17 protein-coding genes and 1 pseudogene are annotated in these 23,570 nt (G+C 75.5%); 5 read left to right on the top strand and 13 right to left on the bottom strand.

All coding sequences use genetic code 11. The features are described from left to right. Positions 1-124: 124 nt before the first annotated feature. The 5 genes and pseudogenes from ABZ920_RS06125 to ABZ920_RS06145 all read left to right on the top strand — a co-directional run bounded on the left by ABZ920_RS06125 (position 125) and on the right by ABZ920_RS06145 (position 5,019). Positions 125-976, top strand: a complete 852-nt coding sequence (locus tag ABZ920_RS06125; RefSeq protein WP_361499283.1) for a transporter substrate-binding domain-containing protein — start codon at positions 125-127, stop codon at positions 974-976. Further along, positions 973-1,812 carry an amino acid ABC transporter permease gene (locus ABZ920_RS06130; protein ID WP_361499285.1) on the top strand — a complete coding sequence of 280 codons (840 nt, stop codon included), beginning with the start codon at positions 973-975 and terminating at the stop codon, positions 1,810-1,812. The genes ABZ920_RS06125 and ABZ920_RS06130 overlap by 4 nt, the downstream gene beginning before the upstream one ends. Beyond that, positions 1,809-2,603, top strand: coding sequence for an amino acid ABC transporter ATP-binding protein (locus tag ABZ920_RS06135; RefSeq protein WP_361499287.1), 795 nt, complete (start codon positions 1,809-1,811; stop codon positions 2,601-2,603). Before ABZ920_RS06130 ends, ABZ920_RS06135 begins: the two co-directional genes overlap by 4 nt. Positions 2,604-2,670: 67 nt before the next feature. Next, positions 2,671-3,777 (top strand): annotated as a pseudogene (locus tag ABZ920_RS06140) (amidohydrolase family protein); the annotation flags it as partial. 306 nt (positions 3,778-4,083) lie between these two features. Beyond that, entirely contained in the window at positions 4,084-5,019 is a 936-nt protein-coding gene (locus ABZ920_RS06145; RefSeq protein WP_361499289.1) for an SCO1860 family LAETG-anchored protein, read from the top strand. Positions 5,020-5,849: 830 nt separating this feature from the next. Here the strand turns inward: ABZ920_RS06145 and cobC are convergent. The 13 genes from cobC to ABZ920_RS06210 all read right to left on the bottom strand — a co-directional run bounded on the left by cobC (position 5,850) and on the right by ABZ920_RS06210 (position 23,491). Next, complete coding sequence (gene cobC / locus ABZ920_RS06150; RefSeq protein WP_361499291.1) at positions 5,850-6,926, bottom strand: Rv2231c family pyridoxal phosphate-dependent protein CobC; 1,077 nt, start codon at positions 6,924-6,926, stop codon at positions 5,850-5,852. After that, positions 6,916-7,851, bottom strand: coding sequence for a sirohydrochlorin chelatase (locus ABZ920_RS06155; RefSeq protein ID WP_361499293.1), 936 nt, complete (start codon positions 7,849-7,851; stop codon positions 6,916-6,918). The genes cobC and ABZ920_RS06155 overlap by 11 nt, the downstream gene beginning before the upstream one ends. Further along, entirely contained in the window at positions 7,848-8,435 is a 588-nt protein-coding gene (locus tag ABZ920_RS06160; protein ID WP_361499295.1) for a precorrin-8X methylmutase, read from the bottom strand. Before ABZ920_RS06160 ends, ABZ920_RS06155 begins: the two co-directional genes overlap by 4 nt. After that, positions 8,432-10,135: a precorrin-3B C(17)-methyltransferase gene (cobJ, locus tag ABZ920_RS06165; protein WP_361499297.1), complete on the bottom strand. Its 1,704-nt coding sequence runs from the start codon at positions 10,133-10,135 to the stop codon at positions 8,432-8,434. Before cobJ ends, ABZ920_RS06160 begins: the two co-directional genes overlap by 4 nt. Further along, on the bottom strand, positions 10,132-11,379 hold the full coding sequence (gene cbiE, locus ABZ920_RS06170) for a precorrin-6y C5,15-methyltransferase (decarboxylating) subunit CbiE (protein WP_361499299.1): 1,248 nt from the start codon (positions 11,377-11,379) through the stop codon (positions 10,132-10,134). Before cbiE ends, cobJ begins: the two co-directional genes overlap by 4 nt. Then, entirely contained in the window at positions 11,376-12,194 is an 819-nt protein-coding gene (gene cobM / locus ABZ920_RS06175; RefSeq protein ID WP_361499301.1) for a precorrin-4 C(11)-methyltransferase, read from the bottom strand. The genes cbiE and cobM overlap by 4 nt, the downstream gene beginning before the upstream one ends. 82 nt (positions 12,195-12,276) lie before the next feature. Next, entirely contained in the window at positions 12,277-13,008 is a 732-nt protein-coding gene (gene cobI / locus ABZ920_RS06180) for a precorrin-2 C(20)-methyltransferase (RefSeq protein WP_361499303.1), read from the bottom strand. Beyond that, positions 13,005-14,381 carry a cobyrinate a,c-diamide synthase gene (locus tag ABZ920_RS06185; RefSeq protein ID WP_361499305.1) on the bottom strand — a complete coding sequence of 459 codons (1,377 nt, stop codon included), beginning with the start codon at positions 14,379-14,381 and terminating at the stop codon, positions 13,005-13,007. Before ABZ920_RS06185 ends, cobI begins: the two co-directional genes overlap by 4 nt. Before the next feature lie 151 nt (positions 14,382-14,532). Beyond that, positions 14,533-15,141, bottom strand: a complete 609-nt coding sequence (gene cobO / locus ABZ920_RS06190) for a cob(I)yrinic acid a,c-diamide adenosyltransferase (RefSeq protein ID WP_361499307.1) — start codon at positions 15,139-15,141, stop codon at positions 14,533-14,535. Beyond that, complete coding sequence (locus ABZ920_RS06195; protein ID WP_361499309.1) at positions 15,141-17,165, bottom strand: putative cobaltochelatase; 2,025 nt, start codon at positions 17,163-17,165, stop codon at positions 15,141-15,143. Before ABZ920_RS06195 ends, cobO begins: the two co-directional genes overlap by 1 nt. Positions 17,166-17,334: 169 nt before the next feature. Then, positions 17,335-20,994: a cobaltochelatase subunit CobN gene (gene cobN, locus ABZ920_RS06200; protein ID WP_361499311.1), complete on the bottom strand. Its 3,660-nt coding sequence runs from the start codon at positions 20,992-20,994 to the stop codon at positions 17,335-17,337. Continuing rightward, a complete protein-coding gene (locus tag ABZ920_RS06205) occupies positions 20,991-22,520 on the bottom strand; it encodes a cobyric acid synthase (protein ID WP_361499313.1) in 1,530 nt (509 codons plus the stop codon). Before ABZ920_RS06205 ends, cobN begins: the two co-directional genes overlap by 4 nt. Further along, a complete protein-coding gene (locus ABZ920_RS06210) occupies positions 22,517-23,491 on the bottom strand; it encodes a cobalamin biosynthesis protein (RefSeq protein ID WP_361499315.1) in 975 nt (324 codons plus the stop codon). Before ABZ920_RS06210 ends, ABZ920_RS06205 begins: the two co-directional genes overlap by 4 nt. Positions 23,492-23,570: the final 79 nt, after the last annotated feature.

Raw genomic sequence — 23,570 nt, forward strand, 5'->3', positions numbered from 1 at the left:
TGAGGTGGGACGGCCCGGCGGCCAACGGATTGGTTGGAGGACGTCAAACATATTCTTATAATCGGAACCCGCACCCTTCTCCCCACCAGCACCAGCTCCTCACACCCCCACAGAGAGGTCCCCCGTGAACACGCTCTTCGGGCGCCGGGCCCGCATCCTGGCCGCCAGCACCGCGACGGCGGGAGTGGTCCTCCTGGCCGGCTGCACCTCGAGCGGCGACGGCGGCAGCGGCTCCAAGGCGGCCGCCGGCGGGGTCGAGCTCGTCAAGGCCGGGCAGCTCACCACCTGCACCCACCTGCCGTACCCGCCCTTCCAGTCGGAGATCGGCGGCAAGGTGCAGGGCTTCGACGTCGCCCTGATCGACCTGGTCGCCAAGGACCTCGGCGTGAAGCAGCAGATCCTCGACACGCCGTTCGAGAACTTCAAGACCGGTGCCTTCCTCAACTCCGGCGAGTGCGACCTGGCCGCGGCCGGCATGACCATCACCGAGGAGCGCAAGAAGAACGTCGACTTCTCCGACCCGTACTTCAACGCCACCCAGGCCGTCCTGGTGGACAAGAAGAGCGGCATCACCTCGCTCGCCGACGTCAAGGCCAAGGGCAGGAAGCTCGGAGCCCAGGCGCAGACCACCGGCGAGGAGTACGTGAAGGGCAAGGGCTACGACCCGGTCTCCTTCGAGTCCTCCGACGCGGTCCTCAACGGCCTGCGCACCGGCCAGGTCCAGGCCGTCGTCATCGACTACCCCGTCGTGCAGGGCTGGCTGAAGGACAAGGCGAACGCCGGCGCCTTCAAGGTCGTCGACAGCCTGAACACCGGCGAGCAGTACGGCTTCACGGTGAAGAAGGGCAACACCAAGCTCCGCACCGCCATCAACAAGGCGATCGCCGACGCGAAGGCCGACGGCACGTACAAGAAGCTGTACGAGCAGTGGATCGGCCCCTACGACGAGTCCGCCGCCGCGCCCGCCGCCTCATGAGCGGCACCACCGGCACGACGGACCTGGCCCCGAAGCGCGCGGGCCTGACCCGCCGGCAGAAGCGCAGGCTGTCCCGCGGCGCCCAGTACACCGTCTTCGCCGCCGTCGTGATCGCGTTCGCGGTCACGGCGGACTGGGGGCGGCTGCAGAACCAGTTCGCGCAGACGGACATCGCGCGGCAGATGTTCCCGGACGTCATCACGCTGGCGCTGAGGAACACCGTCCTGTACACCGTGTCCGGCTTCCTCGTCGGCCTGGTGCTCGGCATGGTCATCGCGCTGATGCGCCTGTCGTCGGTGGGCCCCTACCGCTGGTTCGCCGGTGTCTACATCGAGATCTTCCGCGGTCTGCCCGCCCTGCTGATCTTCATCTTCATCGGCGTGGCCGTCCCGCTCGCCTTCCCCGGCACGGAGATCGTCGGCGGCACGTACGGGAAGGTCGCCCTCGCGCTCGGCCTGGTCGCCGCCGCGTACATGGCGGAGACGATCCGCGCCGGCATCCAGGCGGTGCCGAAGGGGCAGATGGAGGCGGCCCGCTCGCTGGGCTTCTCGCCCGCCCGCGCCATGGTCTCGATCGTCGTCCCGCAGGCCTTCCGCATCATCCTGCCGCCGCTCACCAACGAGTTCGTCCAGCTCTTCAAGGACTCCTCGCTGGTGCTGTTCCTCGGCGTCACCCTGGAGGAGCGCGAGCTGTCCAAGTTCGGCCGCGACCTGGCCAGCACGACGGCCAACTCCACGCCGATCCTGGTCGCCGGCCTGTGCTACCTGCTGGTCACGATCCCGCTCGGCCTCGTCGTCCGCCGCATGGAGGCCAAGGCCCAGGAGGCCGTCAAGTGAGTACCGCCGAGATCAGCGTCCGGGGCCTGCACAAGTCCTTCGGCGACAACCAGGTGCTGCGCGGCATCGACCTGGAGATCGGGCAGGGCGAGGTCGTCTGCGTCATCGGCCCCTCCGGCTCCGGCAAGTCGACCCTGCTGCGCTGCGTGAACCTGCTGGAGGAACCCACCCGGGGCCAGGTCTTCGTCGGCGGCACCGAGCTGACCGACCCCGACGTGGACATCGACGCCGCACGCCGCCGCATCGGCATGGTCTTCCAGCAGTTCAACCTCTTCCCGCACCTGTCGGTGACCGAGAACCTCACGCTCCCGCAGCGCCGGGTGCTGAGGCGGGACAAGGCCACCGCCGCGCGGACCGCCGCGGAGAACCTGGAGCGGGTCGGCCTCGCCGACAAGGCGGACGCCTACCCCTCCTCCCTCTCCGGCGGCCAGCAGCAGCGCGTCGCCATCGCCCGGGCGCTCGCCATGGGACCCGAGGTCATGCTCTTCGACGAGCCGACCTCCGCGCTCGACCCCGAGCTCGTCGGCGACGTCCTCGCGGTGATGCGGATGCTCGCCGACGAGGGGATGACGATGATGGTCGTCACCCACGAGATGACGTTCGCCCGTGAGGTCGCCGACCGGGTCGTCTTCATGGACGGCGGCGTGGTCGTCGAGGACGGCGCGCCCGAGCAGGTCATCGGCGCCCCGCGGCACGAGCGCACCCGCCACTTCCTCTCCCGCCTGCTCGACCCGGCGATGGCCGAGGTCGAGGAGGGAACCTCCGGTCCGGTGGGCAAGGGCGACCGGTAGCTCACCGGGAGCTCCGGACGGAAGGGCGCCGGACCGCCCTTCCGTCCGGAGTTCTACAGTGCGGTGCATGAGCGATGACGCGGTGCTGCACGTGAAGGGGCGGGTGCTCGTCGGCCCGGGCGAGGGGGAGGGCGCCGAGGGGGTCCGCGACGAGCTGTGGGTCGTCGGCGGGCGCATCTCCTACGACCGTCCCGCCGGCGCCCGCGACGTCCGCACCGTGGAGGGCTGGGTGCTGCCGGGACTCGTGGACGCGCACTGCCACGTCGGCCTCGACGCGCACGGCCCCGTCCCCGAGGACGTCGCCGAGAAGCAGGCCCTCACCGACCGGGAGGCCGGCACCCTGCTCATCCGCGACGCGGGCTCGCCGTCCGACACCCGCTGGATCGACGACCGCGCGGACCTGCCGAAGATCATCCGCGCGGGCCGCCACATCGCCCGCACCCGCCGCTACATCCGCAACTACGCCCACGAGATCGAACCCGGGGACCTGGTCGCGTACGTCTCCCGGGAGGCCCGGCGCGGCGACGGCTGGGTGAAGCTGGTCGGCGACTGGATCGACCGCGACCTGGGCGACCTGTCCGCCTGCTGGCCGCCCGAGGCGGCCGCGGCGGCGATCGCGGAGGCCCACCGCCTCGGCGCCCGCGTCACCGCCCACTGCTTCGCCGAGGACTCCCTGCGGGACCTGGTCGAGGCGGGCATCGACTGCGTCGAGCACGCCACGGGCCTGACGGACGACCTGATCCCCCTGTTCGCCGAGCGCGGCGTGGCGATCGTCCCGACGCTGGTCAACATCGCCACCTTCCCCCGGCTCGCGGCCGGCGGCGAGGCGAAGTTCCCCAAGTGGTCGGCGCACATGCGCCGCCTGCACGCACGCCGCTACGACACCGTGCGCAACGCCCACGACGCGGGCATCCCCGTGTACGTCGGCACGGACGCGGGGGGCTCCCTGGCCCACGGGCTGGTCGCGGACGAGGTCGCGGAGCTGGTGCGGGCCGGCATCCCGCCCGTGGAGGCCCTGTCGGCGACGACGTGGGGCGCGCGGGCCTGGCTCGGCCGCCCCGGACTTGAGGAGGGCGCGCCGGCCGACTTCGTCGTGTACGACGAGGACCCGCGGGCGGACGTACGGGTGCTGGCGGCCCCGCGGCGGGTGGTGCTGAACGGGCGGACCGTCGGCCGGGTCCGGCGGCCGGAACGGCCCGGGCGGACGGAGGGCGCCGTGGCGGGACCGGCGGCCGGTTGACGGCGCGTGACCGGCCGGGCCGCCGGGTCGTTGCGCACTCCGTCGTACGCGCCGGTGCGTCAACCAGCGCCTTCGCACGGAGGGCGGTACGGGGGTGAAGCCGGGGAACAGTGATGCCCCGGAAATCGAAACTCCTCGCGGAAACCCCACGAAGGAGTGAAGTAGCCCAGGATGGCCACCTGTTCACTCTCGGTGCGTAATTCTTGCCGGGTCCCGAGCACACCTCACTGGGGGTCCACTGTGAACGGCACCGTCTTCCGCCTGCCCGCGCGCCGTTGCGCCACCGTCGCCGCCGCCACCGCGCTCGTCGCGGGGCCGCTCGCCCTGACCGGCGCGGCCTCCGCCGCCGCGACCGGCGGCCACGGCCGCGCGAGCGCCGCCGTCCTGCGCACCGGTCTCGACGTCCGCCTCGCCGACCGGACGGCGGACGTCCCGCTCGCCCTCTCCCTCAACGAGGTCCGGGCACCGCGGAGCGCCGAGCGGACCGCCCTGACCGCCCGCCTGGACGGCGTCGACCACGGCCGGCCGTTCGGCGTGCTGAGCGCGGACGTGGCGTCGGCGAGGGCGACGGCGGACGCGCGCAGAGCCGAGGGCTCGGTGCACCTGGCGCACGCCCGGGTGCACGTGCCCGGGCTGCCCCTGCTCTCCCTCATCGAGGCCGAGGAGGTCACCGCGAAGGCCACCTGCGAGGCCGGCAGGGCTCCGGTCGCCGCCTCCGGGGTGCTCGGGTCGGTCACCGTGCTCGGCAGGAAGGTGACGCTGACGGCAGGCGGCCCGACCCGGGTGCGGGTGCCGGGGGTCGGCGAGGTGCGCCTGGACCTCTCCCAGCGGGAGACGACGAGCCGCGAGGCCGCCGCCACCGCACTGGAAGTCACGGTCGCCGTCAACCCGCTTAAGCTGAACGTCGCCGAGGTGGAGGGCACGCTGACGCTCGCCGAGGCGACGTGCGAGACCCCCGAGGCCGCACGGAAGCCGGCACCGCAGGAGCCGGCCCCCGCGGCGTCCGCGCCGCGCACGTCGGCCGCCCCGGAGGTGAAGCCGCAGGGCACCGCCGGCACGTCCGACCTCGCGGAGACGGGGAGCAACTTGCTGACGCCGTACCTCGCGGCCGGCTCGGCCGTGCTGCTCGCCGCGGGCGGCGGAACGCTCGCCCTGCTCCGCCGCCGCCGCGGCTGACGTCCGGGCCCCGCGGCCGGGGCGGCCCCGTGCGGATCACGGGCCGCGTGCGGGGCGCCGGGTCCGGTCCGTCGCCGGCTGCGGTAGGCACGGCGGACGCCCGCCCGCGCACCCGCCGCGCCTACGACACTGCGGGCAGGCCCCGGTGACCGGCCGGAACTTGGTGACGGGGTCGGCGGAGCAGGTCGGGTGGCCCCGCCCGGGCACTCGGCCCGCCCGTAGGGCACTGCGGGCAGGCCTCGGTGACCGGCCGGAACTTGGTGACGGGGTCGGCGGAGCAGGTCGGGTGGCCCCGCCCGGGCACTTGGCCCGCCCGTAGGGCACTGCGGGCAGGCCTCGGTGACCGGCCGGAACTTGGCGACGGGGTCGGTGGAGCAGGTCGGGTGGCCTCGCCCGGGCACTTGGCGTCCTCACGGTATCTGGCGCGCCTACGGCACTGCACGTCCCGGCGACCGGCTTGATCCTGGCGACGGGGCCGGTGGAGCAGGTCGGGGTGGCTCCGCCCGAGAACCCGGCGGCTGTAGGGCACTGCGGGCAGGCCCCGGTGACCGGCCGGAGCCTGACGACGGCCCCCACCTACCCGACCGGACGGGTCGGGACTGACTGGACCGATTCCGGACCAACGGGGCCGGACGGCACCCACCGGGGGACCGACCGGGCGGGACGGGACCACCGGGCCAGGGGACCGGCCGGGCGGGGCGGGCCCGACGGGGCCACCGGGCCAGGGGACCGGACGGGCCGACGGAGCCGGGCCGGCCGACGGAGCCGGGCGGGGCGGCGGGACCAGGGCCCGGGCGGGGACCGACCGCACCGGGCGGGGCCGGCGAGGCCTACGGCAACGCCCGGTCCAGCGCCGTCAGGAACGCCTCCGTGGTCCGCCGGTCCCGTACCGCCAGGCGCAGCCAGTCCCCGTCCAGGCCCGGGAAGGTGTCCCCGCGGCGCACGGCGAAGCCCAGGTCCCGCAGTCGGCGCCGGACGGCCGCCGCTCCCGGCAGGCGGACCAGCACGAACGGGCCCTGTGCCGGTTCCGCCACCCGCACCCCGCGCGCGGCGAAGCCGGCCAGGCCCGTCACCAGACGGGCCCGGTCCGCCGCGATGCGGTCCGCCGCGAGCGCCGCCTCCGCGAGGGCCCGCGGCTCCACGCACGCCTCGGCTGCCGCGAGCGCCGGCGTGGACACCGGCCACAGCGGCTGCGCCCGCTCCAGCGCGGCGACCGTCTCCGGCGACGACAGCACGTAGCCGATGCGCAGACCGGCCAGTCCCCAGGTCTTGGTCAGGCTGCGCAGCACCACCAGGCCGGGCACGTCGGTCCGCCCGGCGAGGGCCTCGCGCTCGCCCGGGACCGCGTCCATGAACGCCTCGTCGACGACCAGCGTCCGCCCCGGCCGGGCCAGGGCGGCGACCGTCGCGGCCGGGTGCAGCACGGACGTGGGGTTCGTCGGATTGCCGATCACCACCAGGTCGGCGTCGGCGGGGACGGCCGCCGGGTCGAGACGGAAGCCGTCCTCCGCCCGCAGCAGCACCCGGCCGACCGTGTGCCCCGCGTCCCGCAGGGCCGCCTCCGGCTCCGTGAACTGCGGGTGCACCACGACCGGGCGGCGGACCGGCAGGGCGCGGGCGAGCAGCACGAACGCCTCCGCCGCCCCGGCCGTCAGCAGCACCCGCTCCTCGGGCAGCCCGTGACGCGCCGCGACCGCCGCCCGCGCGGCCCGCCCGTCCGGGTAGGCCGCCAGGCCGGGCAGCGACGCGGCGATCCGCTCCCGCAGCCACGGCGGCGGGGTGTCCGCGCGGACGTTCACGGCCAGGTCGACCAGGGCCGAACCGTCGTCGCGCACCTCGGCGTCCCCGTGGTGGCGCAGGTCGTGCCCGTCGGCGGGTGCGTCCGGGACGCGGTCCTCAGTGCGCATGCGAGTGAGCGTGCCCCCCGTGATGGTGGTGCCCGTGGCCGTGCCCGTGCCCGTCGTCGTCCGGGTGGAAGTGCGGCTGCTGCGGCAGGCCCACCTTGTCCTCGAAGCCCGGCAGCGCGATCCGGTAGACGCACGAGTCGCAGTTCATCCGCAGGTCCCCCTTCACCGCCTCCTCGTACCGCTCCATGACCAGGTCCAGCAGTTCCGACTCCGGTCCGATGACGTCCGCCGCGCGCACGTCGACCTCCGGGTGCGCGGCCGCCCAGTCCTCGGCCTGCTGCCGCACCCGGTCCGGCAGGACGCCGGTGAACAGGAAGTAGGGCAGGACGACGATCCGGCGGGCGCCGAGCCGCGCGCACCGGTCCAGACCGCCCGGCACGTCCGGCTGGGCCAGCGACACGAAGGCCGTCTCCACGCCCGCGTAGCCGCGCCCCTCCCACAGCAGCCGGGCCGCCTTGAACACCTCGGCGTTGGCGTCCGGGTCCGTCGAGCCCCGGCCGACCAGCAGCACGGTCACCTCGGCGCGCTCCCCGGGCGTGCGGGCGGTGCCGCCCAGCGCCTCGTCGAGCCGCCGCTCCAGCACCCTCAGCAGCGACGGGTGCGGGCCCAGCGGACGGCCGTAGGCGTAGGAGATCCCCGGGTGCCGCTCCTTCTCGCGGGCGAGCGCCGCCGGGATGTCGCCCTTGGCGTGCCCGGCGGAGACCAGCATCAGCGGCACGGCGGCGAAGCGGCGCACGCCCCGCTCGACCAGTTCGGCGACCGCCTCGCCCAGCGGCGGCGGGGACAGTTCTATGAAGCCGCCCGCGACGGGCAGGTCGGGGTGGCGGCTGCCCAGCCGGCGCACGAAGTCGCGGAACGCCTCGGCTCCGGCCTCGTCCCGGGTGCCGTGGCCGGCGACGAGCAGGGCGGGCGGCGGGGTGGTCACGGGTTCTCCTCGGAGGAAGTGGGGTGGTAGAGCAGGGCGTTGAGCGCGGCGGCGGCGACCGCCGAACCGCCCTTCTCGGACACGTTGCTGACGGCGGGCAGCCCGCTCTCGCGCAACGCGGCCTTGGACTCGGCCGCCCCGACGAAGCCGACGGGCAGACCGATGACGAGTGCCGGGGCGGCGTCCAGGGTCAGCAGTTCCTCCAGGGCGGTCGGCGCGCAGCCGATCACCCACAGGGCGCCCGGGCCGACCTGCTCGTGGGCCAGCCGGACGGCGTGCGCCGACCGGGTCAGACCGGGGCCGGAGCGGGCCTCCCGCAGCCGGCAGACGGTGTCGCGCCGGGTGATCCCGGCGGCGACCATCTCGACGTCCACGACGACGGGCGCCCCGGCGTGCAGCGCCGCGTGCGCCGCGACCAGGTCGTCCTCGTCCATGACGAGGTCGTCGGCGTAGCCGAGGTCGGCGGAGGAGTGGACGACCCGCTCCACCACCGCACGCGTCAGCGGCGGGAGGTGCGAGGTGTCCAGCCGGGACCGCAGCCGCCGGAACGACTCCTGCTCGATGGGGTGGACCACACGGTTCACTGGGCGTCCTCCTGCCGGGTGTCCTGCCAGCGGTAGCCGCGCGGGGTGACCATGCGCCCCGCGATCCGACGGGTCGCGGTGTTGCCCACGGTCACGACCGTCATCATGTCGACCGTCGCCGGGTCCAGGTCCGCGAGCGTCGTCAGCCGGCTGGACTCGTCCGGCCGGGAGGCGTTGCGGACGACACCGACCGGCGTCGAAGGTTCCCGGTGGGCGGCGAGCAGCGCGAGCGCCTTCGGCAACTGCCAGTCGCGGCCCCGGGAACGGGGGTTGTAGAAGGTGACGACGAGGTCCGCCTCGGCCGCGGCCCGCACCCGCCGCTCGATGACCTCCCACGGCGTGTGCAGGTCGGACAGGCTGATGGAGACGTGGTCGTGCCCGAGCGGGGCGCCCAGGACCGCCCCGGCGGCGAGCGCGGCCGTCACGCCCGGCACGCCGACCACGTCGATGTCGTCGGAGGCCTCGGCGAGCGCGGGGGAGGCCATGGCGTACACCCCGGCGTCCCCGCTCCCGATCAGCGCGACGGCGTGCCCCGCGCGGGCCTCGGCGACCGCCGTGCGCGCCCGCTCCTCCTCCGCGCCGAGCCCGGACTGCAGGACGCGGGTGCCGGGCCGCAGCAGGTCGCGGATCTGGTCGACGTACTGGTCCAGCCCGACCAGCACGGACGCGCGCCGCAGTTCGGCCTTCGCGCGGGGCGTGAGCAGGTCGCGGGCGCCGGGTCCGAGACCGACGACCGCGAGCCGCCCGCGCGCGGACCGCCGCACGACGGCACAGGTCGCCATGGCGGGCCGGCCGTCCGCGCGCACCGACTTCCGCTTGGGCACGAGGAGTTCACCGCCGCCCACGAGCGCCGCCGCCTCGGCGACGGACGGCGTGCCGACGGCGGCGAGCGGCGCGGCGGAGGGGTGGGGCACCTCGACGGCGGCCAGGGCGGCGGCGGAGTGGACCACCACGGGCACGCCCAGCCGCTCGGCCGCGGCGATGATGCCCGGCTCGTCCGCCTTGGCCTCCACGGTGGCCAGCTCGGCGACGCTGCCGGCGGACAGTCCCGCCTCCCGCAGAGCACTCCCGATCACTTCCAGTACTTCCTCCGCGGGCACGCCCCTGGACGCACCCACGCCCACCACCAGGGACGGCGGCCTGAGGAGCACCTCGCGCGGGCCGGGCACGGCGGCCCGGTCCGTCAGCCGGACGGTGTACGCCCCCTCGGCGGCGAACGGCACCGGCGGCAGCGGCCACGGCACCTCGGCGTCGAGGGCGACCGGCTCCCCGTCCAGCAGCGCCCGCGACACCCCCGCGACGTCCCCCTCCACGGGGAACCCGAGGGTGTCGAGGCCGGGGATGCCCACCGCGTCCGTCGCCGTGGTCACCACCGGCTGCGCGCCCAGCACCTCCGCGACCTCGCGGGCGAGCCCGTTGGCGCCGCCCGCGTGCCCGCCGACCAGCGACACGGCGAATCGGCCGCCCTCGTCGACGCACACCACACCGGGGTCGGCGCTCTTGTCGCCCAGCAGCGGGGCGACCAGCCGGACGACCGCTCCGGCGGCCAGGAAGCACACGAGCTGCCCGCACTCGGCGAAGGCGGCCCGCACGGCGTCCCCGGCGGGGCCGTCGTAGATCCGCGTGCGGTCCGGCCACGCGGCCGCCAGCCGGTCCCGCGCAGCCGCCCCCGCCGCGGTGGCGGAAATGAGGCCGATCACTGAGCAACTCCTTCGCTCTCGGTGGGCGCCGGGGGCCGCTCGCCCCACAGCAGGAAAACGGGGTTGGTCGCCGCCAGGCGGGTCACGTCCCCCGGCAGCGGGGCGAGCCGCGACGACTGCAGCAGCACCCCGTCGCAGACGAGCCCGGCGTCCGTGAGCGCCGCGCGCGCCGCGGGTACCCGGTCCAGCGCGGCCATGGCGACGACGACGGTCCGCCGGGCCCGGCGCGCGCACGCGGTGACGACGGCGGGCAGCTCACGGCCCCCACCGCCGACGAACACGGCGTCCGGGTCGTCCAGCGCGGCGAGCGCGTCGGGCGCGCGGCCGTGCACGACCGCCACGTCGACGCCGTGCGCCCGCGCGTTGGCGCGGATCCGCTCCACCCCGTCCGCGGCCTTCTCCACCGCGACGGCGGCGGCGCCGAGCCGCGCGCACTCCACGGCCACGGAGCCCGATCCGGCGCCGACGTCCCAGACCAGGTCGCCCGGGCGCGGCCCGAGGCGGGCCAGGGCCAGCGCCCGCACCTCGAACTTGGTGATCATCGAGTCGCGGTGCGCGAACGCGTCCTCGGCCAGCGCCCACCCCGCGGGAGGGGCCGGCGGGCCGCCGACCGTGCGCACGCCGCCCAGCGCCCGCGCCTCGTCCAGGCACAGCACCACGCTGACCGCCGGGCCCCAGTCGCGGGCCGCGGCCTCGGCCGGCGTGACCCGCTCGACCCGTTCGTGCGCGGCGTCGCCCAGTGCGGTGGCGACGACCAGCACCCGGTCGCCGCAGGTGCCGGCCAGCGCGGCGCCCAGTTCGGCGGGGCCGGCGCCCGGACCGGTCAGCACGGCCGTCTTCGGGTGGGCCCGGCAGACGTTGACGGCCGTACGCAGGTCACGCCCGTGCGCGCTCACCACCACCGCGTCGTCCCACGGCAGCCCGGCGCGCGCGAAGGCGGCGGCGACGGAGGAGACGCCGGGCCGGACGTCGAGCGCCGCGGGCCCGAACCGCTCGGCCAGCGCCCGCACGATCCCGAAGAAGCCCGGGTCGCCGGAGGCCAGCACGACCACGCGCCGGCCCCGGCGGACGTACTCCCCGATCGCGTCCAGGGCGGGCGCCAGCGGGCCGAGCACGATCCGCTCGGCCCCGTCCGGCAGCGCGACGGCGTCCAGGTGCCGCCGTCCGCCCACGACGAGATCCGCCCCGGCCACCGCGTCCGGGCCGGGCGGCGTGCCCGTTCCCGTGCCGACGACCGTGATCACGTGCCGGCACCCCGCGTGCGCAGTGCCCTGCGGGCCTCCGGGTCGGCCTTGCGGTAGCCGTGGAAGTGGCCCGGGTGGTACAGGTGCGAGCGCGTGCCGTGCGCGTCGAGGGCCGGGCCGACCAGGAAGAGCGTGTGCTTCCAGAGCCTGTGCTCCTTGACCGTCTCCTCCAGCGTGCCGATGGTGCACCGGACCACCAGCTCCTCCGGCCAGGTCGCCTGGTACGCGACGACCACCGGCGTGCTGGTCGGATAGCCGCCCTCCAGCAGCTCCCGCACGAGCTGGCCGCTGCGCGCCGCCGACAGGAAGACCGCCATGGTGGTGCCGTGCCGGGCGAACTCGCGCACCTCCTCGCCGGGCGGCATCGGCGTCTTGCCGCCGCCGAGGCGGGTCAGGACGACCGACTGCGCCACCTCCGGGATCGTCAGCTCGCGCTGTGCGAGCGCGGCGACCGCGGAGAACGAGGACACGCCCGGGACGACCTCGGTGGCGATGCCGATCCGCGCGCACCGGTCCAGCTGCTCCTGCGTGCCGCCCCACAGCGCGGGGTCGCCGGAGTGGATGCGGGCGACCTTCAGGCCCTCCGCGTGGGCCCGCTCGTACACGGCGACGACGTCCTCCAGCGACATCTTCGCCGAGTCCAGGATCTCCGCGTCGGCGCGGGCGTGGTCGAGGACCTCCGCCTGGACCAGGCTGGCCGCCCAGATGACGACGTCGGCCTCGGCGATCGCCCGGGCCGCGCGGAACGTGAGCAGGTCGGCGGCGCCGGGGCCGGCACCGACGAAGGTCACCTTGCCGGTGGGGGCATCAGCCATGGGTTGGGGTCCTCTCGTACGGGATGTCATGGTCTGGGGTCCGGCGGGCGGGGGGCGTCGCGGGTGGGGCGCACGGGCGGCCTCACAGCTTGCCGCCCCGGCCGCCGTCCCGCCGCGCGGGCGCGATCAGCGTCGACAGGTAGGGCAGGGCGGCCCCGTCGAGGTCGGCGGCCGGCCGGATGGACTCCTCCGGCAGCCCGAGCGCCGACCCCCACACCGCGTCGTCGAGCCGCCCGCTGACGCGCAGCGCCTCGGCCACCTCACGCGCCTGCCGCCCGAACTTGTAGGCCACGACGGTCCCGGGCCCGCTCAGCGCCTCCTTCAGCACGGCGGCGCCCGCGGTGACGGGCACCAGCGTCAGCGGCTCGGTGCCCTCGGTCAGCACGGCCCCCGAACGCGCCGCCAGGTCCTGCATGGCGGTGATGCCGGGCACCGTCTCCACGGCCGTCCCCGGCACCAGCGCGGCGACGGTGTGCGCGAGGTAGGTGAACGTCGAGTACACGTTGGGGTCGCCGATGGTGGCGAAGGCGACGCGGTCGTGCTCCCGCAGCAGCCGTGCGACCTGTTCCCCGGCGGCGTCCCAGGCGGCCTCGCGGCGTGCCCGGTCGGTGCGCTCGTTCAGCGCGAACACCACCCGAAGGACCTTGTCCTGGGGGACGTAGTGCAGCACGGTCGCCTCGGCCCGCCCGCGCTCGCCGGTGTCCATGACGGGGACGACGACCACGTCGGCCGCGCGCAGCGCGTTGACCCCCTTGACGGTCACCAGCTCGGGATCGCCCGGCCCGACCCCGACCCCGATCAGCCTGCTGCTCATGACGTGCGGCACCTCTCCACGAACCGACGGGCGGCACCGGGCGCGGAGGCCCAGTGGGTGTGCAGGTAACTGGCGTGCACACCGCCCTGTACAAAACCTTCGACCCGCCGCCGCGGGGCGCGTACGCCCCAGGCGGGGGCCGTCCCCGCGCCCGGCTCGACGACCGTGCGGTGGAACTCGTGCCCTCGCATCCGCTCCCCGGCGGCGGCGAGCACGCTGTCGCCGACGGCCACGGCGTCGCGGTAGCCGAGCGTCAGCCGCTCACTCATCCGGGCGGTCGCGTCGAGCACCCCGCACATGGGCCGGCCGTCCAGCTCACGGCACAGGTACAGCAGCCCGGCGCACTCGGCGGCGACGGGCGCACCGCGCAGGGCGAGCCCGGCCACGGCCGCGCGCAACGGCTCGTTGGCGGACAGCTCGGCGGCGTACACCTCGGGGAAGCCGCCCCCGACGACCAGTCCGCGGGTCCCCTCGGGCAGCGCCTCGTCCCGCAGCGGGTCGAACGTGACGACCTCGGCGCCGGCGGCGGCGAGCAGTTCGGCGTGCTCGGCGTAGGAGAAGGTGAAGGCGGGCCCGCCGGCCACGGCGACCCGCACGGGCGGCCAGGCGGTGTCCGGCCCGGCGGTGTCGTCCGGCGCGTCCCCGCCCGCCGCGGCGCCGGCGTCCCACGGAGCGCACGACAGCGCCCCCGCGCTCCGTGCCAGCGCGAGCAGCGCCCGGAGGTCGCACCCGGCCTCCACCTGCGCGGCCATGGCCGCCACGGCCTCCACCGCCTCGGCCCGCCGCTCGGCGACGGGCACCAGCCCGAGGTGCCGGGAGGGCGTGGCGGCCTGCGGCGCCCGCCGCAGTACCCCCAGCACCGGCACCCCGGCCGCGTCGAGGGCCTCCCGCAGCAGCTCCTCGTGCCGTGCGGAGCCCACCTTGTTGAGGATCACGCCGCCGATCCGCACCCGCGGATCGAAGGACGCGAACCCGTGCACCAGCGCCGCGACCGACCGCGACTGCGACGACGCGTCGACGACCAGCACCACCGGCGCCGCCAGCAGCTTCGCCACCTGCGCGGTGGAGGCCAGTTCGCCCTCCCCGGCGGCCCCGTCGTACAGCCCCATCACGCCCTCGACGACGGCGATGTCGCAGCCGCGCGCGCCGTGCGCGAACAGCGGGCCGACCAGCTCCGGACCGCACAGGTAGGCGTCCAGGTTGCGCCCCACGCGCCCGGTGGCGAGCGCGTGGTACCCGGGGTCGATGTAGTCCGGACCGACCTTGTGCGGGGACACGGCGAGCCCCCGCCGGGTGAGCGCGGCCATCAGCCCGGTGGCGACGGTGGTCTTGCCGCTGCCGGACGACGGCGCGGCGATCACCAGTCGCGGCACGGACGGCGCGGCCGGCGCGGGCGGGGCCGACGGTGACGGGGCCGCCTGGGCCCGCGAGGCCGCCGACACCGGCGACGGCTCCGACACCGGCGACGGGACCCGCGAGGCCGCCGACGCCGGTGAGGAGGACGAGGGTGAGTTCAGCACGGCGTCACCACTCGATGCCCCTCTGGCCCTTCTGCCCGGCGTCCATCGGGTGCTTGACCTTCGACATGTCGGTCACCAGGTCCGCGTACTCGACCAGCTTCTCCGGCGCGTTGCGCCCGGTGATCACCACGTGCTGGGTCCCGGGGCGGCCGCGCAGCACCTCGACGACCTCGTCGGTGTCGACCCAGCCCCAGTGCATCGGGTACGCGAACTCGTCGAGCACGTACAGCCGGTACGTCTCGGCGGCCAGGTCCCGCTTGACCTGCTCCCAGCCCTCGCGGGCCTTCTGCTCGTTGGTCGCGTTGTCGCCCTGGAGGTCGCGCTGGACCCACGACCAGCCCTCGCCCATCTTGTGCCAGTCCACGGTGCCGCCCTGCCCGGAAGCCCCGAGCACCTTCAGCGCGTTCTCCTCGCCGACCTTCCACTTGGCCGACTTGACGAACTGGAACACCCCGATGGGCCACCCCTGGTTCCAGGCCCGCAGCGCGAGCCCGAACGCGGCGGTCGACTTGCCCTTGCCGATGCCGGTGTGCACGACGACCAGCGGCCGGTTGCGGCGCTGACGGGTCGTCAGTCCGTCGTCCGGCACGACACTCGGCTGTCCCTGCGGCATTACGCGGCCCTCCTCGACGTCCCCCGCGGTCCCTGCACGTCCCTCACCAGCCCGGCGATGCTGTCCGCCCGCAGCTCCTCCAGCGTCACCGCCGTGCCGCCCAGCTCGCCCGCGAGCTGCCCGGCGAGGCCGAGCCGCACCGGCCCCGACTCGCAGTCGACGACGACGGAGGCGACGCCCCCGGCCGCGAACAGCCGCGCCGCGCGGCCCGCCAGCGCGACCGGATCGGCGCCGCCGGTGGCCCGCCCGTCCGTCACGACGACCACCAGCGCCCGCCGCGCCGGGTCCCGCAGCCGCTCCACGCGCAGCACCTCGTGCGCCGTGAGCAGCCCGGCCGCGAGCGGGGTGCGCCCGCCCGTCGGCACCGACTCCAGCCGCGCCGCCGCCGCGTCCACCGACGAGGTCGGCGGCAGTGCGACCTGCGCGTCCGTGCCGCGGAAGGTCACCAGCCCGACCTTGTCCCGCCGCTGGTAGGCGTCGAGGAGCAGCGAGAGCACGGCCCCCTTCACGGCGCTCATCCGCTGCCGCGCCGCCATCGAGCCCGAGGCGTCGACGACGAACAGCACGAGGTTGCCCTCGCGGCCCTCGCGGGTCGCCTGCCGCAGGTCGTCCCGGCGCACCACCAGCCCCGGCCCCGAGCGTCCGCGGGCCCGCTGGTGCGGCGCGGCTGCCTGCACGGTCGCCGCCAGGTGCAGCTTGGTCAGGGTGCCCCGGGGCCGCCGGGACCCGGTGGTGCGCCCGTGCTCGGTGCGAGCCCGCGAGCGCCGTCCGGCGGTGCCCTCGCCGAGACCGGGCACGCTCAGCACCTTCGTGCGGAAGGGCTCGGCGGCCCGGGCGGGAGCCTGCTCGCCGCCACCGGCCGCCTGCGGCTCACCACCCTCGCCGGCCTCCGGCGGGGCCGCGGCGGTGCCGTCCTGCGGTCCGCCCTCCGGCTGCGGCGGCCGCCCGCCATCGCCGCCCCCGCCGTCCCCGTCGGGGCCGCCGGGATCCGGGTCGTCGTCACCGCCGGAGCCGCCGAACTGCTCCAGCGTCTCGTCGAGCCTGTCCTCGTCCAGGCCCGGCGCGTCGAACGGGTTCCGCCGCCGCCGGTGCGGCAGGGCCAGCAGCGCGGCCTGCCGCACGTCCTCGGCGAGCACGTCGGTGCGCCCGGCCCACGCCGCCAGCGCGGTGGCCGTGCGCGCCATCACGATGTCGGCGCGCATGCCGTCCACCTCGAACGCCGCGCAGGTCGCCGCGATCTGCCGCAGCGCCCCGTCCCCGAGCCGGACCCGCGGCAGCAGCGCGCGCGCCGCCACGATCCGCGCCCGCGCGGCGGCCTCTTCTTCGGCCCAGCGGGTGGCGAAGGCGGCGGGGTCGTCGTCGTGGGCGAGCCGCCGCCGCACCACCTCCACACGGGTGTCCGGGTCCCGGGAGGCGGCGACCTCCACGGTCAGCCCGAAGCGGTCCAGCAACTGCGGCCGCAGTTCGCCCTCTTCGGGGTTCATGGTGCCGACCAGCAGGAAACGGGCGGCGTGCCGGACGGAGACGCCCTCGCGCTCGACGTAGGAGGCCCCCATCGCGGCGGCGTCCAGGAGCAGGTCGACCAGGTGGTCGTGGAGGAGGTTGACCTCGTCGACGTACAGGATGCCGCGGTGGGCCTCGGCGAGCAGGCCCGGCTCGAAGGCCTTCACCCCCTCGGCGAGCGCCCGCTCGATGTCGAGGGCGCCGACGAGCCGGTCCTCTGAGGCGCCGACGGGCAGCTCCACCATGCGCGCGGGACGCGAAGCACCGTCGCCCCCACCCTCGTGCGGTCCGTCAGGGCACCCCGGGTCGGGCGAAGCCGGGTCGCAGGAGAACCGGCATCCCGGCACCACGGCGACGTCCGGCAAGAGTGCGGTGAGCGCGCGCACAGCGGTGCTTTTCGCGGTCCCCTTCTCTCCCCGGACCAGGACACCACCGACCGCGGGACTCACGGCGTTGAGGAGCAAGGCCAGGCGAAGATCTTCCTGACCCACTACAGCGCTGAAAGGGTAGGGCGTGCTCACGCGGTGATCACTCCTTCGGGTGACGCAAGGTGGAGCGGCCCGAGGTGAGGCCGATCGCCGGTCAAAGTGGTGGCGTGTTCCCCGCCGTCGCGGGGACGGTCCGGCGCCGTTGTATCCGTGACGGCGGGTCGCTGCTTGCTCCCCGCCGCTGCGGGGATCGCCGGGAGGATCACGCGTCTCCCTCCAGATCTCCCTCAAGTTCGAGGTAGGTCGCCCGGAGCCGGTCCAGGGTCTCCTCGTCCGGCTCCGCCCACAGCCCGCGGTCGGCGGCCTCGAGCAGCCGCTCGGTGATGCCGCGCAGCGCCCACGGGTTGGACTTCCGCATGAAGTCCTGGTTCTCGGCGTCGAAGACGTACTCCGCGCTGAGCTTCTCGTACATCCAGTCGTCGACGACCCCGGCCGTGGCGTCGTACCCGAACAGGTAGTCCACCGTCGCCGCCATCTCGAAGGCGCCCTTGTAGCCGTGCCGCCGCATCGCCGCCATCCAGCGCGGGTTGACCACGCGGGCGCGGAAGACGCGGTGCGTCTCCTCGCCGAGGGTGCGGGTCCTCACCTGGTCGGGGACGGCGGAGTCGCCGACGTACGCCTCGGGGCTGGCGCCGGTCAGGTGCCGCACCATGGCGACCATGCCGCCGTGGTACTGGAAGTAGTCGTCGGCGTCGACGAGGTCGTGCTCGCGGGTGTCGACGTTCTTCGCCGCCACCGCGATCCGCCGGAACGCGGTCTCCATGTCCCCGCGCGCCGCCCGCCCGTCGAGCCCGCGCCCGTAGGCGTAGCCGCCCCAGACCGCGTACACCTCGGCGAGGTCGGCGTCCGAGCGCCAGTTGCGGGCGTCGATCAGCGGCAGCAGCCCGGCGCCGTACGCGCCCGGCTTGGAGCCGAAGACACGGGCGGTCGCCCGCCGCCGGTCCCCGTGCCGGGCGGTGTCCTCGTCGGCGTGCGCCCGGACGTAGTTCTGCTCGGCGGGCTCGGCCAGCTCCGCCACCGCCCGTACCGCGTCGTCGATCAGGGCGACGACGTGCGGGAACGCGTCCCGGAAGAAGCCGGAGATGCGGACGGTGACGTCGATGCGCGGCCGGCCCAGCTCCGCCGGCGGAATCACCTCGAAGCCGGTCACCCGGCGCGACGCGTCGTCCCAGACGGGGCGGCAGCCCAGCAGCGCGAGGATCTCGGCGATGTCGTCGCCCTGGGTGCGCATGGCCGACGTGCCCCACACCGTCAGGCCCACGGACCGCGGGTACTCGCCGGTGTCCCGCAGGTACCGGGCGACCAGCGAGTCGGCGAGCGACTGCCCGACCTCCCAGCTCAGCCGGGACGGGATGGCCTTGGGGTCGACCGAGTAGAAGTTGCGGCCGGTCGGCAGGACGTTGACCAGTCCGCGGGTCGGGGAGCCCGACGGGCCGGCGGGCACGTAACCGCCCTCCAGCGCCCGCAGGATGTGGGCGATCTCGTCACTCGTGCGGGCCAGGCGCGGCACCACCTCGGTGCAGGCGAACTCCAGCACGGCCACGGCGGACTGGGGTTCGGCACCGAGGACGTCCCGTACGACCGTCCGGGCGTGGCCGGCGGACCAGTCCAGCTCCTCCATGCGCTCCGCGAGCCGCCGGCACAGCTGCTCCAGCAGATCGATCGTGTCGGCGGCCGTACGGGCTGGACCCCCGGCCAGGCCGGTCAGCTCCACCGGCACCTTCACCGGCGCGCCCGGCGCGGCCAGCAGCTCCTTCTCCACCAGCCCGAAGTGCTCCGCCAGCGAGGCCCGCAGGCCCGGCAGGGCGTTGGCCTGCCCGCCCCACACCTGCGAGGCGCGCAGCACGGCCAGCAGCAGGTTCACACGGGCCTCGCCGGCCGGCCCGCCGCCGAGGACGTGCAGGCCGTCGCGGATCTGGACGTCCTTGATCTCGCACAGATAGCCGTCGATGTGCATGACGAACTCGTCGAACGCGTCGTCGTCCGGCTGCTCGTCCACGTGCAGGTCGTGGTGCAGCTCGGCCGCCTTGACCAGCGTCCAGATCTGGGCGCGCACGGCCGGCGCCTTCGCCGGGTCCAGGTCGGACACCAGCGCGTACTCGTCGAGGAGCTGCTCCAGCTTCGCCAGGTCGCCGTAGGTGTCCGCGCGCGCCATCGGCGGGACGAGGTGGTCGACGACGGTGGCGTGACCGCGCCGCTTGGCCTGGGTGCCCTCGCCGGGGTCGTTGACGATGAACGGGTAGACGAGGGGGAGGTCGCCGAGGACGGCGTCCGGTGCGCAGCCGCCGCTCAGGCCGAGGCCCTTGCCGGGCAGCCACTCCATCGTGCCGTGCTTGCCCATGTGGACGACCGCGTCGGCGCCGAACGAGTTCTCCAGCCAGCGGTAGGCCGCCAGGTAGTGGTGGGACGGCGGCATGTCGGGGTCGTGGTAGATCGCGATCGGGTTCTCGCCGAAGCCGCGCGGCGGCTGGATCATCACCACGACGTTCCCGAACCGCAGCGACGCGAGCACGATGTCGTCGCCGTCGACGTACAGCGAACCCGGCGGCTCGCCCCACGCCTCGACCATCGCGTCCCTGAGCCCCGGGTCGAGCCGCTCGAACCAGGCCCGGTAGTCGGCCAGCGGCACCCGCGCGGGAGCGGCGGCCAGCTGCTCCTCCGTGAGCCACTCGACGTCGTGGCCGCCGGCCTCGATCAGGCGGTGGATCAGCTCGTCGCCCTCGGCGGGGTGGCCCTCGACGGCGTATCCGGCCTCGCGCAGCGCGTCCAGCACACGGACCGCCGAGGCGGGCGTGTCCAGCCCGACCGCGTTGCCGACGCGCGAGTGCTTCGTCGGGTAGGCGGTGAACACGAGCGCGATCCTCTTGTCCGCGTTGGGCTTGTGCCGCAGCCGGGCGTGCCGGACGGCGATGCCGGCGACCCGCGCCGCCCGCTCGGGGTCGGCGACGTACACCGGCACGTCGGCGCCGTCCCCCTCCACCTGCTCCTTGAAGGAGAACGGGACGGTGATCAGGCGGCCGTCGAACTCCGGGATCGCGACCTGCATCGCCGCGTCCATGGGGGACAGGGCGGCGTCGGACTCCTCCCACGCGGCACGCGAGGAGGTCAGGCACAGCCCCTGCAGCACGGGGACGTCCAGCTCGGCGAGCGCCCCGACGTCCCACGACTCGTCGGCGCCGCCCGCCGAGGCCTGTGAGGCGTGCGTGCCGCCGGCGGCGAGGACGGTGGCCACCAGGGCGTCGGCCCGGCCGAGCAGCTCGTACAGGCCCGGGTCGGCGCCGCGCAGCGAACCGCAGTACACGGGCAGGGCGTTGGCGCCGCGGGCCTCGATCGCGTCGCACAGGGTGTCCACGAAGGCGGTGTTGCCGCTGAGTTCGTGGGCGCGGTAGAAGAGCACGCCGACGGTCGGGCGGCCCTCGGTGAACGGGCGCTCGCCGTGCACGCCGAACTCCGGCATCTTCCGCGGCTCGTCGAAGCCCTCACCGGTCAGCAGCACCGTGTCGGACAGGAACCGGGCCAGTTCGGTGAGGTTGGCCGGCCCGCCCTCGACGAGGTAGCGCAGCGCCTCGGCGACCACTCCGGCCGGCACGGACGACTCGGCCATCAACTCGGCGTCCGGGACGCTCTCACCGCCCAGCAGCACCGTCGGGACGCCCGAGGCCTTCAGGACGGCGAGGCCCTCCTCCCAGGCCCGCTTGCCGCCGAGCAGGCGGACGACGGCGACGTCCGCGCCCGCGATCAGCCCCGGCAGCTCCCCGGCGACGTCGACCCGGGTCGGGTTGCCGATCCGGTAGGAGGCGCCGGAGGCACGGGCCGCCAGCAGATCGGTGTCGGCGGTCGACAACAACAACACTGTGCTCATGCGGGCGCTCCCGGTGGGATGAAGGGCAGTCCTTGCGGCGCGCCCGACTCGATGAGCCGCCACAGCGCGTCCGTGTCCGCGTGCTGTTCGATCAGGTCGCCGAGCCGGTCGAGCTGCTGCTCGCGCAGCGCGGCGAACGAGGTGCCGGGGGCCGGGACGAAGCGGCGGCCCGCGGCGGCCGCCACCTCGCGCAGGAAGGCCCGCCGGAAGGCGTCCGACTCCAGCGAGCCGTGCCAGTGGGTGCCCCAGGTCTGGCCGACCCGGCAGCCGTCCAGGAAGGCCTCGCCCCCGTGGACGTCGGCCACGCCGTGGTGGATCTCGTAGCCCTCGACGCGTTCGCCCAGGGCCTCGCCGGCCGGCCGGGTGAGGGTCTTCTCGCGGGCGAACCGCACCCGCACGGGCAGGACGCCGAGACCGTCCACCCGGCCGGCGCGGCTCTCCACCTCGTCCTCGATCTGCTCGCCGAGGATCTGGAAACCGCCGCAGACGCCGAGGACGGGCCGGCCCTCGGCGGCACGCCGCACGATCGCGTCGGCCAGCCCCCGCTCGCGCAGCCACTGAAGGGCCCGTACGGTCCCGCGGGTGCCGGGGACGATCACGAGGTCGGCGTCGGCCAGTTCCTCGGGCCGGTCCACGAAGCGCACGACGACGCCCGGTTCGGCGGCCAGCGCGTCCACATCGGTGAAGTTGGACATCAGGGGGACGGCGCAGACGGCCACCCGCAGGACGTCCTCGCCGACGGGGGCGGCCGGCTCGGGTGCGGCGCCCCGCGCGGACCCCTTCCCCCGGCCCGGGGCGGGAGGCACCCCCATGCCGTCCTCCTCGTCGATGCCGAGCCCGTGCCGGAACGGCAGGACGCCGTAGGTGCGCCGCCCGGTGAGCCCGCGCAGCATGTCCAGGCCCGGCTGCAGCAGGGAGACGTCGCCGCGGAACTTGTTCACGAGGAACCCGGCGACCAGGTCCTGGTCCTCGCGCGCCAGCAGCGCGACGGTGCCGAAGAAGGAGGCGAACACACCGCCGCGGTCAATGTCGCCGACCACCAGCACGGGCAGCCGGGCACTGCGCGCGATGCCCATGTTCACGATGTCGGTGCGCCGCAGGTTGATCTCGGCGGGACTGCCGGCCCCCTCGCAGATCACCGCGTCGTACGTGCCGCGCAGCTCCGCCAGGCAGTCCAGCACGGTGCCCAGCAGCCGCTGCTGACGGCCGCCGTGGTAGCCGCGCGCGCTCAGCTCGCCGACCGGCTTGCCGAGCAGCACGACCTGGCTGCTCTGCTCACCGCCCGGCTTGAGCAGCACCGGGTTCATCAGCGCGGTCGGCTCGACGCGGCAGGCCTGGGCCTGCATGGCCTGCGCCCGCCCGATCTCGGCGCCCTCCCGGGTGACGAACGAGTTGAGCGACATGTTCTGCGCCTTGAACGGCGCGACCTTGACCCCCTGGCGCACCAGCCACCGGCAGATCCCGGCGGTGACGACGCTCTTGCCGGCGTCGGAGGTGGTCCCCGCGACGAGCAGTCCGCCGCTCACGACGTACGTCCCTTCCCCGTGGGCCGCCCGTTCCCGAGCCGCCCCTCCGCCACGAACCGGCCGGCCGCGCACACCCCGAGCGCGAGCCAGCTCACCCGCCGGGACAGCCGTACGGCCCGGTCGATGTCGCCCACCCGGACGGCGCGCCCGCGCGCGTTGAGCACGGGCCGGTCCTCCACGCGCCCGCCGTACGACAGCCGCCCGCCGAGCCGCACCCCCAGCGCCCCCGCGAACGACGCCTCCACGGGCCCGGCGTTCGGACTGGGGTGCCGGGCGGCGTCGGCGCGCCAGGCGCGCACGGCGCCCCGCGGATCTCCTCCCGCCGCGGCCGCGAGGACGGCGGTGAGCCGCGCCCCCGGCCACCCGGCCAGGTCGTCCAGCCGCGCCGAGGCCCAGCCGAACCGCCGGTACCTCGGCGACTTGTGACCGACCATCGCGTCCAGGGTGTTGACGGCGCGGAAACCCACCAGGCCCGGCACACCGGCCACGGCCCCCCACACCAGCGCGCCCACGACCGCGTCGGAGGTGTTCTCGGCGACGGACTCGACGACGGCGCGGGCGATCTGGTCGGCGTCCAGGGCCTGCGGGTCGCGCCCGCACAGGTGCGGCAGCCGCGCCCGGGCGGCCTCGACGTCGCCGGCCCGGAGCGCGCGCCCGATCACCCGGGCCTCCCGCGCGAGGGTCGTCCCCCCGACGACCGCCCAGGTGGCGGCGGCGGTCAGGGCGACGGACGCGGTGCGGGAGGGACGCGCGGCGGACGCGGCGAGCCGCGCCAGCGCCACGGCGCCGCCGACGCACACGGCGGTGTGCAGGGCACCCCGCCCGCGGTCGTCACGCCACAGGGTCCGTTCGACGGCGCCGGCGACCCGCCCGAACACGGCGACCGGGTGCCCGCGGCGCGGATCGCCGAGGAGCAGGTCGCCGAGGAGGCCGGTGGCGGCGCCGTACGCGAAGACGCGATCGGCACCCATCGGGTCAGCCGGCCGAGGGGTCGGTCGGCACGTCGGTGGTGAACCTCGGTCGGCAGCCGCGCATCGCGATATGTCCTCA

Source organism: Streptomyces sp. NPDC046831 (genome assembly GCF_040645305.1).
GTDB lineage: Bacteria > Actinomycetota > Actinomycetes > Streptomycetales > Streptomycetaceae > Streptomyces.

Coding starts and splice junctions, on each gene's coding strand:
- ABZ920_RS06130 (WP_361499285.1), top strand. CDS start 973: ATGAGCGGCACCACCGGCACGACGGACCTGGCCCCGAAGCGCGCGGGC.
- cobC (WP_361499291.1), bottom strand. CDS start 6,926: ATGCGCACTGAGGACCGCGTCCCGGACGCACCCGCCGACGGGCACGAC.
- cobM (WP_361499301.1), bottom strand. CDS start 12,194: ATGGCTGATGCCCCCACCGGCAAGGTGACCTTCGTCGGTGCCGGCCCC.
- cobI (WP_361499303.1), bottom strand. CDS start 13,008: ATGAGCAGCAGGCTGATCGGGGTCGGGGTCGGGCCGGGCGATCCCGAG.
- cobO (WP_361499307.1), bottom strand. CDS start 15,141: ATGCCGCAGGGACAGCCGAGTGTCGTGCCGGACGACGGACTGACGACC.
- cobN (WP_361499311.1), bottom strand. CDS start 20,994: ATGAGCACAGTGTTGTTGTTGTCGACCGCCGACACCGATCTGCTGGCG.
- ABZ920_RS06210 (WP_361499315.1), bottom strand. CDS start 23,491: ATGGGTGCCGATCGCGTCTTCGCGTACGGCGCCGCCACCGGCCTCCTC.